The organism is Streptomyces sp. NPDC002958, assembly GCF_055563255.1.
In genome coordinates this window covers 14,376-30,587 of record NZ_JBVHDS010000024.1, presented here as the reverse complement: position 1 = coordinate 30,587, position 16,212 = coordinate 14,376, and the positions used below count along the sequence as shown (strand labels likewise).

Genomic DNA, 16,212 nt, shown 5'->3' with positions numbered 1-16,212 from the left:
GGGCCGTGGCATGCCCTTGCATCGGCAATCAGCCGCCCGTGGCGAAGCCGGGAAAGAGCGTCATTCCACCGTCGACATAGAGCGTGGCGCCGACGACATAGTCGAGCAGATCGGACGCGAGGACGACGACGGCGTTGGCGATGTCCGACGGGTCGCCCACGCGGCGGTACGGGATCAGCCGCAGGAGATCGGCCTCGGCCTCGGGGCTTGACCAGGCGTCGCGGTTGATCGGCGTGCGGATCGCGCCGGGCGCAACCGCGTTGACCCTGATCCGCTGAGGGGCGAGCTCCTGGGCGAGGGTCTGCATCAGCATGGCCACACCGCCCTTGGATGAGGCGTAGTTCACATGCCCCGACCACGGGATGATCTGGTGGACCGAGCTCATGCAGATGATTTTCCCGGCTGCGCGGGACACCTCTTCCACCACGCCGCGTCGGACGAACTCTCTGGCAGCCTCCCGGGCGCACAGGAACTGGCCGGTCAGGTTGACGTCGATGACCTTCTGCCACTGGGCGAGCGTCATCTCCGTAGCGGCCGCGTCCCGCTGGAGACCGGCGTTGGCCACCATGATGTCGATGGTGCCGAATTCCTCGACCATCCGGGCGACCATGGCGACCACTTGGGCCTCGTCGGACACGTCGGCCTTGTGGGGGTAGGCACGGACCCCGAAGTCCTTGATCCGCGCCACGACCCTTTCGGCCTCGTCCGCGTCGGCGACGTAGTTCACCACAACGTCCGCTCCGGCCCGGCCCAGGGCGACGGCGGTCGCCAGGCCGATACCCGAGTTGGCACCGGTCACCAGCGCCTTCTGGCCCCTGAGAAGTTGTGCGGACACGGTTCCGCGGCTCTCGTCGACGCTACTTGCCACGATCTCTCCTCAGGCGGTTTCGAAGGGTGCCCCCACCCACGCGACAGGCGCCTACGGGAACAGACGACGCACATGAGAGAGGGGGCATCAGCCTGCCCACCAGGACGGGCCCACAGGAGCTGTCGCAGACCTGCGCACCAGACGAAAGCACCCTGTGCTGCGGGCGGACGGATCGCCGCGCCATACAGCCGTGTTTCGGACGGGCATGTCACGCGGTCGGGTTACGGGCTGCTTCGGCCCTTACCGGCTGTTCCTTCGGTCAAGGTCGGTCAGCCATGTCCGGCGTGGAGCCACCGGACGCCCCCAGCCATCATCCCCCTTGCCGGCATGCGAGCGATATACGCGAGGTATAGGCTTTTGACAATAGTCAGGTTCTCCAGGCGGTGTCGCAGACACCGGTCGCCAGATTTCGTGGACGACCACTTTTGCCTGCGGAGACCTTTGATGAGCACCGTTGTCACCGTCGCATTCGACGGGGTGGGCAACAGCCGAATTCCTCTCTCGGAGACCCGCCCTCGCGTTCTGCGCGTCGACGCGGCGCTACCTCAGGGACCGCAGCTCTGCAGCCCCTGAAACGGAGGGTCGGCATGAGGGTTGTCGTATCTTTCCCGATGCCAGGGATACGCGCAGTGCGCGTTCCTTGCCCCGGACGTGTTCCGGATGCACGGCGAGGAAGCGCTGATGTATCACCCGAACCCCGACGACGCCCAGCGCGAACAAGTGGAACGCGCTGCGGCAGCCTGCCCGCTCCAGGCCATTCTGGTCGACCAGTTGAAGGAGCGGGACGCGCCGGTGGAGGCGTCGCCGTCCACGGCGTCGATCTGCGCTGCGGTGTCAAGGTCACCCAGTTGGAAGGCGACGCGCAGGGGCGGTTGCGCCGCGCTCACTTCTCCGACGGCAGCACTGTCGACGCCGACGTGGCGGTGGTGGCGCTCGGCGGCATCCGCAACCCCGATTGGCTGCAGGACTCAGGACTGGCGGTAGGAGTATGGGGAATCGCCTGCGACTCGGGCTGCCGCGCCTTCGACCTCAACGGCCTGGTCACCGATGACGTCTTCGTCGCCGGAGATGTGGCGCGCTGCCCACATCCGGTCTACGAGTACCGCTTCATTTCCCTGGAACACTGGGCCAACGCCGTGGAACAGGCCGACATCGCGGCACACAACATGGTCAACGCTCAGGCGGACCGCTGGCCGCACCTGGCCATCCCGGCGTTCTGGTCCATCCAGTTCGGTGTCAACATCAAGTCCGTCGGTGTGCCGACCTTCGCCGACGAGGTCGTTGTCACCCAGGGTTCAGTGTCCGACCACCGCTTCGTCGCCGCGTACGGCTACCAGGGCCGCGTCACCGCGGCGGTCAGCTTCAACAACGCGAAGTGGCTGGACCACTACCGAAAGCTGATCGAGACGGCTGCACCCTTCCCGCCGCCCTGCCCCACACCCGACCAACCTGCCGACGCGAAGCCGGTGCCCGTCGACTTCCCCGGCCCCACCCTGCTCAGCCAGGGCGCCACGGTAGTGGTAACCGGCCATGACCCGAGCGAGCGGCACGTCACGGCCGTGCGGACCCACCGGTAGGGCGCGACACGCCTTCGTTCATCAATATCGATCCGCCCGAGCACGACCGCCTGCAGCGCCTGGCGATGCGCCACTTCGGCCCCCCGCGCACCCCGGGGCTGGTGACCAGCATGCAACCCGATCTGACCGCGATCGTCAGCAGTCTGATCGACGATTTCGCGGACAGGCAGCTGATCGACATCGTCGACGACTTCGCCTACCCGTTCCCCGTCACCGTGATCTGCCACCTGCTCGGCGTGCCACGCGAGGACGAACCACGGTTCCACCAGTGGGTCGACGCCATCATCGACTCGCTCGACTACAACCCCAAGAGCGACCCGCCGGAGAAACTGACCCGTGGCGTGCAGGCCAACAAGGACATGCACCAGTATCTCGGCGGGCTGCTGGAGCCACGCCACGACCGGCCCGGCGACGACCTGCTGTCACAGCTGGCCAACGACGACGGGCCCGATGGGCGGATGACCGACGAGGAAATAGTCAGCACCGCCCACCTACTGCTCATCGCCGGCCATGAGACCACCGTCAACCTCATCACCAACGGCGTGCTGACGCTGCTGCGTGACCCGCACGTACTCCAACGGCTGCGCGACGAACCGGACCTGATCGTGCGACTGGTCGAGGAGTTGCTGCGCTACGAACCCCCCGTCCACATCATCCCCTGGCGGGCGGCGTACAGCGACATCACCATCGCCGACACCGTCATCCCCAAGGGCTCGCAGATCATGCTCATGCTCGCCTCCGGCAGTCGCGATCCGGACCGTTTCGACGATCCCGACCGCTTCGTCCCCGATCGACAGGACAACCAGCACCTCGGGTTCGGCAGCGGCATCCACCTGTGCTTCGGCGGCCCGCTGGCCCGGCTGGAAACCCAGATCGCACTGAGCGAACTGGTACGCCGACTCGACCGGCCGCGGCTGGTAGCCGACCCGCCACCGTATCGGCCCAGCCCGGTCCTGCGAGGTCCGATTCATCTGCACATCGAGCAGGGTTGATGGGACCGGACCGCGGCGCCGGTCCCGGTCCACCGATCCCGTCGGCCGCCGGCCTGCTGGTGTGAGACGTGAGGTTCCCCCGAGATGTGGGGCACCTCACGTGGGGCTTCCACCTTGACCGTGGACACGGACGACTGGACGCATGACATCGTGACAACCCGCGAAGCGTCTACGACGGCTGATCCGTCGGCTGGTCAGTGGACCGGCGGGCGCGGCTGCGGCGGTCGTACGCCGCCTGTGCCGCCGCCCGCAGCCGCACGTAAAAGGGGTTGTCCTGGCTGATCTGCCACATGTGCAGATAGATCAGCATTTGGTTGAGCACGGTGTCGTACTCGACCAGCGTGCCGGACGCGTCTCCGGCCGCTTTGCCCCAGCCGACCAGGCGGTCCTTCTGCGCGGTGGTGATCTTGCCCGGTTTCCCTTTGCTCGCCTTCGCGAAGGCTTCCGCGTACCGCTCCAGCTTGTGCGGTTGAGCGCCGTAGACCAGCTTTTCCTCCAGCATCCCTTGCTGGAATTCGTCGAACTCGGGGTTTCCGGCCAGCGCCGCCTTCAGATCGCTGAGCGCCTGCTTGCGCTCGGCGGCCAGCGCCGCGACCTCCGCATCGGTCGCCCCGGACTGCACCAGCTCCATCACCGGGCTGCTGCCGAAAGCCTGGTGGGCCGCGACGTGGGTCAGCTCGTGGGCGATGTGTCCCAGCAGGAAGGAGGTGCCACCCCTGGCCTGGGTGTCGACGTTGAATGTGAACGCCGGGCCGCCACCGTCGGTGGTCTGATTGAGCTTCATGCCCGGCATGCCGCCCTGCGGGTACTGCATCACGGTCACCAGGGGCACGACGGCCATCAGTTCCCCGATGACGGCGCGCGTCTCCTCAGGCAGCGCCTGGTCCTCACGGAGCGCCCCCAACTTCTGGACGAAGTCGCCCATCATCGTGTGGAACCGGTCCGCGGGGACGGCCTGGGCCGCCTTCTGGGCCTCACCGGCCGGCATGCGGATGTCGAGGTCCGGGTTCTGCCCCTCGCTCATCATGCGGTCGACTTCGGTCAGTAGGTCCCGGAAGACAGCCTCGGGGTCCAACTGTCCTTGCGCCCCCTCGGCCTGCTGGCCGAGCTGCTGGGTGCCCCCGACGCGCGCCCCTCCCTCGGTCTTGTGGGCGACGTACTCGCCACACGCCTTGACGATGTCCTTGAGGGCGAGCAGCCGGGCGCCCTGTCTGGTGTCCGGCAGGGCGTAGAACGCCTTGAGCGCGTTGTCCACCTTGGTGATATCGGAGCGGCCGCGTGGTCCGAAGGCCGCTGTGTTCTGCTTGAACTCCCCCTCGGTCATCATCCGGGACACTGTGATCAACTGCGACCCCGCCGTGTTGCCCACGGTGCATTGCAGTTCCGCGAGGGTCCGAGGGCCGCGGCTGTTCCGTACGGGGGACGCGGGCGGCGTGCTCCGTGTCTGCCCGGGGCTCTCGCGGGAGGGTGCGCTCGCGCTCTCCAACGGTGCGGCCATGGCCCGCCTCGCGTTGGCCTCCGCCTCGCGTTCGAAACGGTCCGAAGGATCCGAGACCTTGAGGCCGTTGCCATTGTCCGTGCCGGCGACGGGTCCTTTGCGCTGCTGGATGACATGGGTCAGTTCATGGGCCAGGGTGTGCAGGTCAGCCCCGCCCGCACCGATCACGACGTGGTGGCCGGAGGTGTAGGCACGGGCACCCACCTCCGCGGCGGAGGCGCGTGCCGCACTGTCGTCGTGCACGCGGACGTCGGAGAAGTCGGAGCCGAGGCGTGCCTCCATCTCGGTACGGACGGGCTCGTCCAGCCGCCGACCCGGCGAGCGGAGCACTGCGTGCGCCATGGAGCGCTGAACGGGCTGCGGGTTCTCCTGCCCGAATGCGCTGTACTCGGCCTCTTCTTCGACCATGCGCGCCACGGCGGCGTTGCCGATGGTGCGCTGCAGGTCCATCGCCCGCGCGGGCGTGAGACGGCCGGGTCCGGGCCGGAACACCGGCCCCGCACGTCCGGCCTCTCGCGCCGATGGTCCCGGGCGGACAGCCTTCGCCGACCGTTCGTATGCATACACAGCTGCCAGCCCCTTCCGCCGCGACCGGGGGCGACGACGGTCGGATCGGACGCCGCTCACCCTGTGGGCTCGAGCCTATCGGCGCACTCGACAGGAGGATTGGCCTCGCAGGGCAGAGGCCTTCTCTCCGAGGGCAGCGTCTCCCGCCCTCCGGGTACGCACACCGTCGCCCCGGCCCACACGCCGGTCGGGGCAGGTACGGCCGGGGTTTCCGAAGGCGCTACCCTTCGCCCCGTTCCTGCGCACGGTCCAGCCAAGGGCCGAACTCGCTTTCCAGGACCAGCCGGCCGAGTTTGCGGTACTCCTGGAGCACGGCCGAGACGATCTGCTCCATGCCCAGCGATCTCCCGGATTCCGCCGCAAGGTATGCGGCGGTCACCGCGCAGGCGCGGATCGACCCTCCCGCCAGCTCGAAGCGGCCCGCGCAGAACTCCAGGTCGAGTTCCGCGTCGCGTGGGATCGCCGTCCCGAGGCAGCGGTCCCACAGGGCCAGTCGCTGCTGGGCGTCCGGCATGGGGAACTCCGCGATCACGTCGAGGCGGCGGGTGAAAGCCTCGTCGAGATTGGCCCGCAGATTGGTGGTGAGCACCGCGATCCCGTCGAAGGATTCCATCCGCTGCAGCAGGTAGGCCGACTCCACGTTGGCGTGGCGGTCGTGCGCGTCCTTGACCTGTGAGCGCTTTCCGAAGATGGCGTCCGCCTCGTCGAACAGCAGGATGCCGTTGACGTCGGACGCTTCGACGAAGATCCTTTCGAGATTCTTCTCGGTCTCACCGATGTACTTGTCCACCACGGTGGACAGATCCACGACGTAGAGCTCCATGCCGAGCTCCGACGCCACCACTTCGGCGGACATGGTTTTGCCGGTGCCGGACTCACCGGCGAACAGCGCGATGACCCCTCGGCCCCGGCCGCCTCCCGGCCTCATCCGCCACTGACCGAGCACCTGCTCACGGTGACGTGCGCGCAGGGCGAGTTCGGACAGCTGGCGAAGGGTTGCAGCAGGCAGCACGAGGTCGTCCCAGCCGACCGCGGGCTCGATGCGACGGGCAAGCCGTTCGAGCCCCGCACCGTTCTGTGCCCGAACGGCCGTGCGCAGGTCCTGCGCGTCCACCGGACGCTCCTCCAGGACCGCGAGCCGGGAGGCGACGACGGCGGCCTTGCGCACCTGCTCGGAGTCGAGCCGGTAGGAGGCGGTGGCCTCGATGAGTCCCTCGTCGGCCGACGCGTTCTCGGCGGGCAGCCCGACAGACGTGCCGGCCTCGGCGAGCGCCCGACGCCACTGCCGCGCCACGCCCGCGGGGGCGGGGGGCAGGACGCTGACCGGAACCGGGCTCTCCCTGGTCCACAGTGGATCCCAGTTCTTCTTTCCGAACGCGATCAGGGGAGCACCGCTGACCGCCGCGCAGAGACCACCGAGCAACTGGGCTCCCTCGGGCCGCTCGGGGGCGAGCGATTCGAGCGGCCCGAGGACGACGCCGCTGCGACTCAGCCGGGCCTCGGCCGCCAGGGTCCGTACAAGCTTCGCCGGTTCGGGAGCGGCGCCGAGTGCCGCGATGTCGACCACCAGCGGACGGCGCCCTGCGGCGTGAAGCGCCTCGACTGCCAGCTTGCCGGGGTCGCCTCCCCGGTCGAGCAGATGCACCAAGCCGCTGCCCGTGCCCAGTGCCGCTGCGACCCGCAGGGCCTCCGGTCCCGTGTCCGGCTCGTGCTCGGGCCCGACCACCCGGACGAGCCCGCGCAGCCTCCCATCGGGCTCGTCGTCGCCGAGCAGGTACGCGGTGATCCGGTCCGGAACCCGCAGCACCCGCGAGAGCAGCGGGCGGTCGGCTTCCAGGACCTCCAGCAGCCCGCCTGCGATCAGCGGGGCGGACGGCGAGAACCGGAAGCGGCCGGAGCTCGCGGCGGGCAGCCCGCAGAGTTCCAGTGCCAGGCCGATGGCCGGTCTGCGCCGGGTGAGGTCGTCGTTGAGGTAGCCATAGAGCCGCTCGAACCGGATGTCGATATCCGGGGCCATCGCGACCAGCAGGAGGTCGACATCCAGCGGTACCAGGCCGAAGTTCTCGGCGAGGTGCCGGATCCGGCTCCCGGGCGGGGAGTGCGGCGAAGGCTCGGAGCCGTACGCCGGTACGGGCGCGAACGCGTCGCGGGACGCCATGATCCGCTCGACCGCCTCGGGGGTGAGGTACTGCCCCCGGTACGGATCGTCCGGTTCCGGGTCGACGGCCCGCCGGGCCGCCACGGCGTGCCTGACCCGTTGCTCGACGTGGATCAACCGCTCCCAAAGGTCCTCGATGCCCACCGTCGGGGTGCCGGGCAGTTCACGGACGGCATGGGTGCCCTGTGTCGTGGTCATCGAGCCGCGCCCCCGCGCCTGCGCCGGCCGGGCGGCAACTGCCGTTCACGTTCTGCGGCAAAGCCCTGCCCACCGGGGTCGGACGCCCCGTCGTAGCGCAGCCGGCGCCCCGGCCCCGCCCCGTCGCCATCCCGTGCGGCGGCGGCCTTCACCACCAGCCCTTCGGTGACCGGCGGGCCGGCGGAAGTCCGTTCGCCGGCCAGCGGTGCCCACACACGCAGGTCGATCGCGGCCTTGAGCTCACCGCCGAGCGCGGACCACACGTCCGAGGCGGACGGCCCGTCGGTGCCCGGACCCGCCGCCTCGATCTCCACGGTCAGCCCGAGTTCGGCAAGGCTGCCCGTGTGCATACGGGCAGGCAGGACGTCCGACCGTACGAGGCAGCGCAACACCTCGGAAAGCAGGCGGTGTTCATCCTGTGGGCGGTTGGTCCAGGCCGTCACCAGATAAGTCAGCTCGAACCAGCGCGGCGGGGTCCGCCAACCGATGACTATTCCTTGGTCGTCGTGCTCCTCGGCCGTGCCGGTACGGCGGCGGGCCGCATCCTCACGGATGCCGTGCAGGAAGACACTGATCGTGGGGGCGTTGCGCCGGCCGGACCAGTCCTTCGTCGGTGCGTCGAAGACCAGGTCCACGCCGCTCTCCTGGAGGCCGGCGTCGACCAGTAACAGCCGCAGCCCCTCGTCCACTTCGTGGATCACCGGCGTCCCACCTCGCCCGGCGGGACCATGGTGCCGTCGACCACCAGGAAGGGGGTGGTGACCGGGCTGAACCCGGGCCCCGTGGCGGTGATGGTGCGCGGCCCCGTCCGGTCCTTCATCAGGATCAGCAGCTGCGCGATGAACATGCGGTCCGCGCTCGGGACGGTGGGCGGCGCGGCCGCCGTGATCCCCGGTTTCCAGGTGAGCCGCACCAGGGCTCCCGGCGGGAAGTCCTTGCCCCGTACGGAGGTGACGAACCCCGGTTTGCCGACGGCGGGCACCGCGACGATGCGGGGTTGAAGGATGCGCAGCGGGGTCCTGGCGACGTTGTCGCGGGTGTCGGCGTCGGTACCGGTCGTGGTCAGTGTGCCGGTGATGGTCGTTCTCCGTGCCCGGTCGGGCGTGAGCACGACCCGGACCACCGTGGAGGCTCCCGGAGCCAGGTCGGGCAGTGTGCACACCCCGGCCGTGCAGCCCGCCGGAAGCGGACCTGCCGGGATGCGTGCGGGCAGGCCGAGCTTCAGCCGCAGCCCGGTGGCGAGGGCGTTGCGTCCGTTGCGCACGGTGTACGTCACCACCACCCGGCCGCCGACGAAGCCGGGGCTGGGCTGGGCCCGCACGACGACGCCGGGGCCCGCATCGGGCTCGGGCGGCAGGGGGGCCGGGGGTGGGGGCGGGGGCGGCGAGGTCGTAGGGGTCGGGGTGGGAGTGGGTGCCGGTGCGTCCCGGACCGGGACGACGGTCCCGGTGGCGTTGTCCGTGGGGTTCGGGTCCAGTACGGCGCCGGCGACCGACCAGCCGATCCGCTGGTCCCCCGCCGTCACCCCGGTCAGCCGGGCGGTGACCGTCACGCTCTGGCCGGGCCGAAGCACCCCCAGCTCGCACTGGGGCGACCCGGCGGCACAGGACCCGGCCGGGGCGGTGAGCTCCTCCAGGCGCACCCCGGGCGGGGCGTCGACGGTGAACACGGAGCCGGGCGAGGAGGCGGGCCCCCGGTTGGTGACCGTGACCGTCACCTCCCCGGTGGCCCCGGCCTCCACCGGGGGGGCGGTGGGCGGCGCGGTCAGGGACAGGTCGACCGACTGCTGGAAGGCGGGCTCCTTCTGCCGCCCGGTCAGCCGCTCGCCGAACGGCGTCAGGGTGCCGGAGGAGAGGTCCAGCACGGACAGCTGCTCCGGGGAGTTCGGTCCGGACGCCCGGCGTGAACTCATCACCAGCCGCCCCCCGTCCGGCGACCAGGCCACGTCACGGGGCTGGAAGGGGCCGGTCGGTGAGGTGTCCGGGAGTTCCTGGTGGCAGGCGTCGGGGTTGTCGCGCTGGACGGACGGGAGCACCACCCGGCACTCGTCACCGTTCAGCGAGGTGACCACGATGCCGCCGCGCCCGCTGCCCTGGTCGTTGCCGCCGTCCTTCCGGTTGAAGGCGATGGTGGTGCCGTCAGGGGAAAAGGCGGGGCTGTCGTCGATCTTCTTGCACTCATTGGGGCAGATCGTGGCGCTGAGGTCCCGCTGCTGGTCGAGCGCGGCCACCGGCACGGTCCAGATGTGCTTGATGCCGCCCAGGCCCCGGATCACATGGTTGCGGGTGAAGGCGAGGGTGGTGCCGTCCGGCGACCAGGCCGGCTGCGCGTCCTGCCCCGCCAACTGCCCCGCCGGGGGAACGACCTTGCCGATGATCGCGCCCGTGGCGACATCCGCGATGAGGATGCTGCTCGGCCCCGCTTTCTCGCCGACCCCGCCGGGCGAGGTCCTGGTGAACGCCAGCTTGGTGCCGTCCGGCGAGAACGTGGGGTCGGTGTCCCAGTCACGGGGACCGCGTCCGGCGAGCGGCATCGCCGTCTCGTGGGTGCCGTCGGCGTCGGCCAACCAGATCCGCTCGAAGCGTGCGTCTTCCAGACCCTCGAAGCGGGTCACGACGATGCGGCGGCCGTCCGGTGTGTAGCTCTGCCGCTCGGTCCACGGGTCGTACGTGGCCTGCGGGTTGAACAACGGGTCATCGTCGGGGTTGGTGTTCGTGGTGGCGTCGGGATCCTCCCGCAAGATGGAGAGCCCGAGGTCCCGCGGGTCCGAACCGTCCTGCCGGACGTCCTGGAGCGTCACGTCGACCGCCTTGCGCGGCGTTCGCCGGGTCACGATGACGGTCCCGGTGTCCAGGGGGCCGGTCCAGGTGGGCGATTCGACCGCGCGGTCCTCGTCGAGTTCGATCGTCGGCTCGGCCGGGTCGAAGGCGATCGTCCGGTAGACACGGTCGTATTCGCACCCGCATGGGGCGCCGGGGCCGAGGAAGAGCAGGCCGTTCCCGTCCGCCAGCCAGGCGGCCGAGCGGGCGCGCCAGCCGACATGGGCACCGGCGAGCAGCGGGCGGTCGGTGCCGGGGCGGCCCTCGGTCACCCGCAGCTGCGGCTGCGCGCCGGCCTTCGCGGTGAGGGTGTACGCGACCTGGGCGCGGTGCGCGTCGTCGTCCACCGGGTTCCACACCGGTTCGGTCGCGTCACCGGCCGCTTCGTTGATGACCCTCGCCGAGCCGCCGGACACGGCCCGCTCGTAGATGAGTCCGATGCCCCCGTCGCCGGAGTCGCAGGAGTACGCGATGCGCGTGCCGTCCGGGGAGAACGTCGGGGAGGTCTCGTTGTTACGGGTGTCCGTCAGCCGCCGCAGACCGGTGCCGTCGACGCCGACAGTCCACAGCTCGCGCTGGACCACGCCGTCCGCGCCCCGCTCCGCAGAGTCGAACACCACGGTCCGCCCGTCCGGGGAGAGTTCGGGGTGCGCGGCATCCCGGTCGGCCGTGAGCTTGCGTACCGCTCCGTCCGCCGCGCGCACGTACACCTGCGGCCGCACACTGTCGCGCAGGCTGGTGAAGACCATCACGTCGCCGCGTACGAACGGGTCCTGGTCGTAGTGGGCCGGACCGGGCCCGAACAGCGGGTCGGAGTTGGACATACTGGTGACCCGGCCAAGGCTGCGGTGCTCGGTCCCGGCGTAGGTGATGCGCCCGGCGTCGACCGGGGTCTCGTCCGCCGCCGCGGCCGGCCGTGGCGCTCGCTGCGGAGCGGACGCGGAGCCCGCCACCAGGAGCGGCGCCAACAGCACCACCACGCCCGCCAGTCGGTGCAGCCGGTTTCGCCTCGCCGGGCCAGCAGTGCCGGTCACGGCCCACCTCACAGTCTGGTTGATGACGCTCCCCTCGCCAGCATCCCGCTCGCCCGGAACCGGGAACAGGCCCCGAGTACCCGGGCCGGGGGAAGGATCCGCTGCCCTTTGCGTCCGCCCCTCCGGCTCCCCTCTCCGGGAACGCCGACGCGCTCCCGTGCGGCGGCATCGGCACACCGTCCGCACGGGAGCGCGAGGTGGGACTCAGATGAGTCCGTGCCTCATGGCGTAGCCGACGGCGTGGGCCCGGTTACGCAGTTCGAGGCGTGTTGCCACCTCGTGCAGCACGTTCTTGACGGTGCGTTCGGAGTATGAGGTCTTCTGTGCGATCTCCGCTGTGTCGAAGCCCTCCGACACCAGCCTGATCATCTCCGCCTCCCGCGTCGTGAGGGTGGAGAGCGAGAGCCCCCGGGGGTCGAGGACGGTGCGCTGGAGACTGCTGACATGGTCGAGGAGCTTTCCGAGCAGGTCACCCGGCAGCACGCCTTCACCGTTCGCCATCGCCGTCACCATGTGGACAAGACTGTCCTGGTTGGCCTCCCCGCGCCTCAGCACGGCGGCGACGCCGCACTCGATCATGGTCTGGAGCGCGCCCGATTCGAAGAATCCGACGACGAGTCCGGTGCGGGTCGCACTGTTGCGTTGAAGGCGGTGCAGGAGCTGGATGGTGGGCTCGTCCACCATGTCCACAACCACTAAGGAGACTTGGGCCCGGTCGGCCTCGGACTCCGCTATCAGTTCTATCTCGGGCCGCAGGCGCAACTGGTGGACCATGCCGGTCTGCAGGATCAGGTCCTCCGCGTACACCGCTACGGAGACCCTGCCCCCGGAATCCCCCTTGACGCTGCCCTCGGCCGACCGCCCCGATGGAGCGGGCCTGCGGTACTGGCCGCGTTCCGCCGCTCTGTTCTTCATGTCCGTCGTTGTCATCGTTCCGTGCCTGTCTTCCTCAGATACTTCCCACCGATGTGCCTGTTGCCGCTCTCGACCGCACCGGCCTCCGGCACGGGGATCGGGCCCGGGGAGGGGTCGCGGGGACACCGTGCCGGTGTGCCGTCGGGGCACCACCCCTGCCCGCTTCTTGCCCTTGTGTCTCTGCTGCGGAAACGCAGGGGCGGCTTAACGTCGCACCGTGACCACATATGCCGAACTCGAAATGCCCACAGTGACGGTGTCGCCCGGCGCTGAAGCGACGACGACCCTGACCGTGCGCAACGACGGCGACATCGTCGAGGCCTACACGCTCGAAGTGGTTGGCGACTGCGCCGCGTGGAGCACCGTCGAGCCAGCGCGTGTGTCCCTCTACCCGGGCACTTCCGAGGTGGTGACCGTGCGGCTCGCGCCGCCCCGGTCCCACGAGGTCCGGGCCGGCGAGATACCCCTGGGTGTCCGCGTTCTGCCCACGGAGCACCCCGAGTCGGTGGCGGTCCCCGAGGCCACGGTAATCGTCGAGCCCTTTCACGAGCTCCGGGCGGAGCTGGACCCGAGCCGACGTCGCGGCTGGCTGGAGGCCCGGTTCCGGACCTCGGTGCAGAACAAGGGGAACACCGCGATCGACGTCGCCCTCACCGGCAAGCAGGCCGGGGAGGAACTCCGCCTGGCACTCACTCCGGGCCAACGGCGCCTGGAACCGGGCGAGTCCACCGAGATACGTCTGCGGGTCCGGGCCCGGAAACTGATCTGGTTCGGCGAGCCGGTCGCCTGGCCGTTCGAGGTCGAGGCTGCCGAAAGTACCGAGCGGGACGCCAACAACGAGCAGCCCGACCGGCCCGAGGCGCTGCCGGGTGAGTTCGCTCAACTGCCCGTGCTGCCCAAGTGGCTGCTGATCGTCCTGGCCGCGCTGCTCGCGCTGCTGATCGCGTGGTTCACGCTGGTGCGGCCCGCGGTGCGGAGCACCGCGAAGCAGGCGGCGACCGAGGCCGCGCAGGAGAAGACGCCCGGCAACGGGCAACAGGGTTCGGCAACGGCGGGCGGCACGGGCGATCCGGGCGGTGGCCAGGGGGAGGAGAACGAGGAGCAGGGGAACGGTGCGGACAAGCCGGACGCGTCCGGAGGCTCCGGTTCGGGAACGGGCGGGGGAGCCGGGGGCACCCAGCAGAGCTCGGCGACGATCGATGTGCAGACCGGGTCCAGGGCGAAGAAGAAGGGGACGTACCGGGTTCCGCAGGGAAAGGTATTCGGTATCACGGACATCGTGGTGGCGAACTTCCAGGGCGACGAAGGTGTACTGACCATCTCCTTCGGGGAGCGGAAGATCACCACCATCGCTCTGGAGACCTTTCGCAACCAGGACTATCACTGGGTCACCCCCATCCAGATTCAGGAGAACGACACGGTCACCGCGTCCGTCGCCTGCGCCAAACCTGGCACGCCGGCGACCGGAACTCAGGCCTCCGAATGTCACCAGGTACTCAATGTCAGCGGCGTGCTGAGCGATCTCGCACCGTAGACACAAAGCGTCCGGCCTCCTCTGTCCCCCCACGGGGGACGAGAACAGCAGAAATCCCGCTCCACGAAAACCCGGCTTCCGGTCTTTGGCAGTTTCCTTCTCCTGTGCACATGAGAGGTAGACCGGACTGCCCGGGTTCCTGTGACATCGGCAGTGAGTGAGGAGATTCCGGTCACAGACCCCTCGGGGAACGCCGCCACGGTGGGGCGGTCAAGGACCGGATTCGGACAGCGAATCCCGATCGGACAGTCGAGGCCTGCGAATTCTGGCTGAATTCCGTCGAGTCCCCTGCCGGCGGACGGCTTCCGCAAATCCGGAGTCCACCTTTCTGTCACGCGCCCGAACCGGGAAATGAGGCGACCGCCGAACCCCGTCCGCAAAGGGAAGCATTTCCTGTCCCGCGGGTGCCTGGGAAGGCAGCATCCTTGCCCCGTGTCCAGGACTTTGAGACCTACTGTCCGTCACAGCCACCGAGGAAGACTCGGCGGTGAACGAATGACCACGCGAAGGAGCGAGCATGCCGTCGTACCTCACCCCCGGTGTTTACGTGGAGGAGGTGCAGTCCGGAGCGCGACCCATCGAGGGAGTCGGCACCGCGGTCGCAGCCCTCGTCGGTTTCGCGGAGACCGGCCCCTTCCACCAGCCGACGCTGGTGACGAACTGGGACCAGTACGTCCAGACCTTCGGCACCTTCACCGCCGACACATACCTGACCCCCGCGGTCTACGGCTACTTCGCCAACGGTGGCGGCGCCGCCTACATCGTGCGCATCGGCGGTCCCGCGCAGGACCCGGCGCAGAAATCCGCGTCCGGGACGGTACCGTCCGCCGCCATCGGAGGGTTCCTGATCTCCGCACGGCCCGGTACGAGCGGAGAGCTCTCCGTCGAGGTCACCGACGCCGAGGGCGAGAACCCTCCGGAGGACCGGTTCCGGCTGCTGGTGCGGCAGGCCGGCAAGGTGGTGGAGACCCACGACGTCTCCACCCGCAAGAACGTCAAGGGCTATCTCGTCACCCAGGCCCGCCAGTCCAAACTCATCGAGGTCACCGAGCAGCCCGGTGCGACCCAGACCCGTCCCGAGAACCAGAGCCTCTCCCTCGCGCCCACCGCTGCCGCCCCCGGAGCCGGCGTCGCTCGGATCGACCCGGCCGAGTACGTCGGCGACGCCGCCGCCCGCACGGGGTTCGCGGGCCTCGAAGCGATCGACGAGATCACCATGGTCGCCGTTCCGGACCTGATGAGCGCCTACCAGCGCGGGGACATCGACGCGGAAGGCGTCAAGGCCGTCCAACTGGCGGTGATTTCGCACTGCGAGCAGATGGGCGACCGGGTCGCCGTCCTGGACACCCCGCCGGGCATGAACGCCCAGCGTGTCCGTACCTGGCGCAACGACGACGCCGGATACGACTCGCGCTACGCGACCGTGTACTACCCGTGGCTCAAGGTCTTCGACCCGGCGACCGGTCACAACTCCCTGGTGCCGCCGAGCGGTCACGTCGCCGGCGTCTGGGCGCGCAGCGACGGCGAGCGCGGGGTGCACAAAGCTCCCGCCAACGAGGTCATCCGCGGTGCGCTGGACCTGGAGATCCGCCTCAGCAAGGGCGAGCAGGACCTGCTCAACCCGATCGGTGTCAACTGCGTGCGCGCCTTCCCCGGTCGCGGCATCCGGATCTGGGGCGCGCGCACCCTCTCGTCCGACCCGGCCTGGCGCTACCTCAACGTACGCCGCCTCTTCAACTACCTGGAGGAGTCGATCCTCCTGGGCACCCAGTGGGTGGTGTTCGAGCCGAACGACGACCGCCTGTGGTCGAGCATCCGGCGCAACGTCACCGCCTTCCTCACCGAGGAGTGGCGCCGGGGCGCCCTCTTCGGCCGCACGGCCGAGGAAGCGTTCTACGTGAAGTGCGACCGCGACAACAATCCGCAGGAGTCGATCGACCTCGGCCAGGTCGTGTGCGAGATCGGCGTGGCTCCGGTGAAGCCCGCGGAGTTCGTGGTCTTCCGCCTCGCGCAGTTCTCCGACAGCACCAGCCTCGTCAACGAGTGACCCAG

The 16,212-nt window shown here is 69.6% G+C and carries 9 protein-coding genes and 2 pseudogenes; 5 read left to right on the top strand and 6 right to left on the bottom strand.

The annotated features are described in order from the left end of the window. Positions 1–28: 28 nt before the first annotated feature. Positions 29–868 carry an SDR family oxidoreductase gene (locus ACZ3IC_RS28205; RefSeq protein WP_467420597.1) on the bottom strand — a complete coding sequence of 280 codons (840 nt, stop codon included), beginning with the start codon at positions 866–868 and terminating at the stop codon, positions 29–31. Positions 869–1,455: 587 nt separating this feature from the next. Here ACZ3IC_RS28205 and ACZ3IC_RS28200 point away from each other — a divergent pair. From ACZ3IC_RS28200 to ACZ3IC_RS28190, 3 genes and pseudogenes are all read left to right on the top strand, one after another. Beyond that, a pseudogene (locus tag ACZ3IC_RS28200) lies at positions 1,456–1,648 on the top strand (ferredoxin); the annotation flags it as partial. Positions 1,649–1,674: 26 nt separating this feature from the next. Next, positions 1,675–2,445: pseudogene (locus tag ACZ3IC_RS28195) on the top strand (oxidoreductase C-terminal domain-containing protein); the annotation flags it as partial. A 20-nt stretch (positions 2,446–2,465) separates the two neighbouring features. Then, the gene (locus tag ACZ3IC_RS28190) at positions 2,466–3,437 is read left to right on the top strand and encodes a cytochrome P450 (RefSeq protein ID WP_467420686.1); all 972 of its coding nucleotides are present in this window, start codon (positions 2,466–2,468) and stop codon (positions 3,435–3,437) included. Between the two features lie 169 nt (positions 3,438–3,606). Here ACZ3IC_RS28190 and ACZ3IC_RS28185 read toward each other — a convergent pair whose 3' ends face one another. The 5 genes from ACZ3IC_RS28185 to ACZ3IC_RS28165 form a co-directional block, all read right to left on the bottom strand. After that, on the bottom strand, positions 3,607–5,385 hold the full coding sequence (locus tag ACZ3IC_RS28185; protein WP_467420594.1) for an eCIS core domain-containing protein: 1,779 nt from the start codon (positions 5,383–5,385) through the stop codon (positions 3,607–3,609). A gap of 337 nt (positions 5,386–5,722) precedes the next feature. Continuing rightward, positions 5,723–7,858 (bottom strand): ATP-binding protein, encoded by a 2,136-nt coding sequence (locus ACZ3IC_RS28180; protein ID WP_467420592.1) that lies wholly within the window; start codon positions 7,856–7,858, stop codon positions 5,723–5,725. Next, positions 7,855–8,559, bottom strand: a complete 705-nt coding sequence (locus ACZ3IC_RS28175; protein WP_467420589.1) for a Pvc16 family protein — start codon at positions 8,557–8,559, stop codon at positions 7,855–7,857. The genes ACZ3IC_RS28180 and ACZ3IC_RS28175 overlap by 4 nt, the downstream gene beginning before the upstream one ends. Next, on the bottom strand, positions 8,556–11,711 hold the full coding sequence (locus ACZ3IC_RS28170; protein ID WP_467420587.1) for a hypothetical protein: 3,156 nt from the start codon (positions 11,709–11,711) through the stop codon (positions 8,556–8,558). Before ACZ3IC_RS28170 ends, ACZ3IC_RS28175 begins: the two co-directional genes overlap by 4 nt. 204 nt (positions 11,712–11,915) lie before the next feature. Next, positions 11,916–12,626, bottom strand: coding sequence for a helix-turn-helix transcriptional regulator (locus ACZ3IC_RS28165; RefSeq protein ID WP_467420585.1), 711 nt, complete (start codon positions 12,624–12,626; stop codon positions 11,916–11,918). Between the two features lie 241 nt (positions 12,627–12,867). On the opposite strand from ACZ3IC_RS28165, the gene ACZ3IC_RS28160 reads away from it, so the two are divergent. Together ACZ3IC_RS28160 and ACZ3IC_RS28155 are read left to right on the top strand one after the other, a co-directional pair. Beyond that, complete coding sequence (locus tag ACZ3IC_RS28160; protein WP_467420685.1) at positions 12,868–14,160, top strand: COG1470 family protein; 1,293 nt, start codon at positions 12,868–12,870, stop codon at positions 14,158–14,160. A 517-nt stretch (positions 14,161–14,677) separates the two neighbouring features. Beyond that, positions 14,678–16,207: a phage tail sheath family protein gene (locus tag ACZ3IC_RS28155; protein ID WP_467420582.1), complete on the top strand. Its 1,530-nt coding sequence runs from the start codon at positions 14,678–14,680 to the stop codon at positions 16,205–16,207. Positions 16,208–16,212 lie beyond the last annotated feature (5 nt).

What these genes read in the sequence shown, in the direction of transcription:
- ACZ3IC_RS28185 (WP_467420594.1), bottom strand. Translation starts at nt 5,385, where the DNA reads ATGGACCTGCAGCGCACCATCGGCAACGCCGCCGTGGCGCGCATGGTC.
- ACZ3IC_RS28180 (WP_467420592.1), bottom strand. Translation starts at nt 7,858, where the DNA reads ATGACCACGACACAGGGCACCCATGCCGTCCGTGAACTGCCCGGCACC.
- ACZ3IC_RS28165 (WP_467420585.1), bottom strand. Translation starts at nt 12,626, where the DNA reads ATGAAGAACAGAGCGGCGGAACGCGGCCAGTACCGCAGGCCCGCTCCA.
- ACZ3IC_RS28160 (WP_467420685.1), top strand. Translation starts at nt 12,868, where the DNA reads ATGCCCACAGTGACGGTGTCGCCCGGCGCTGAAGCGACGACGACCCTG.
- ACZ3IC_RS28155 (WP_467420582.1), top strand. Translation starts at nt 14,678, where the DNA reads ATGCCGTCGTACCTCACCCCCGGTGTTTACGTGGAGGAGGTGCAGTCC.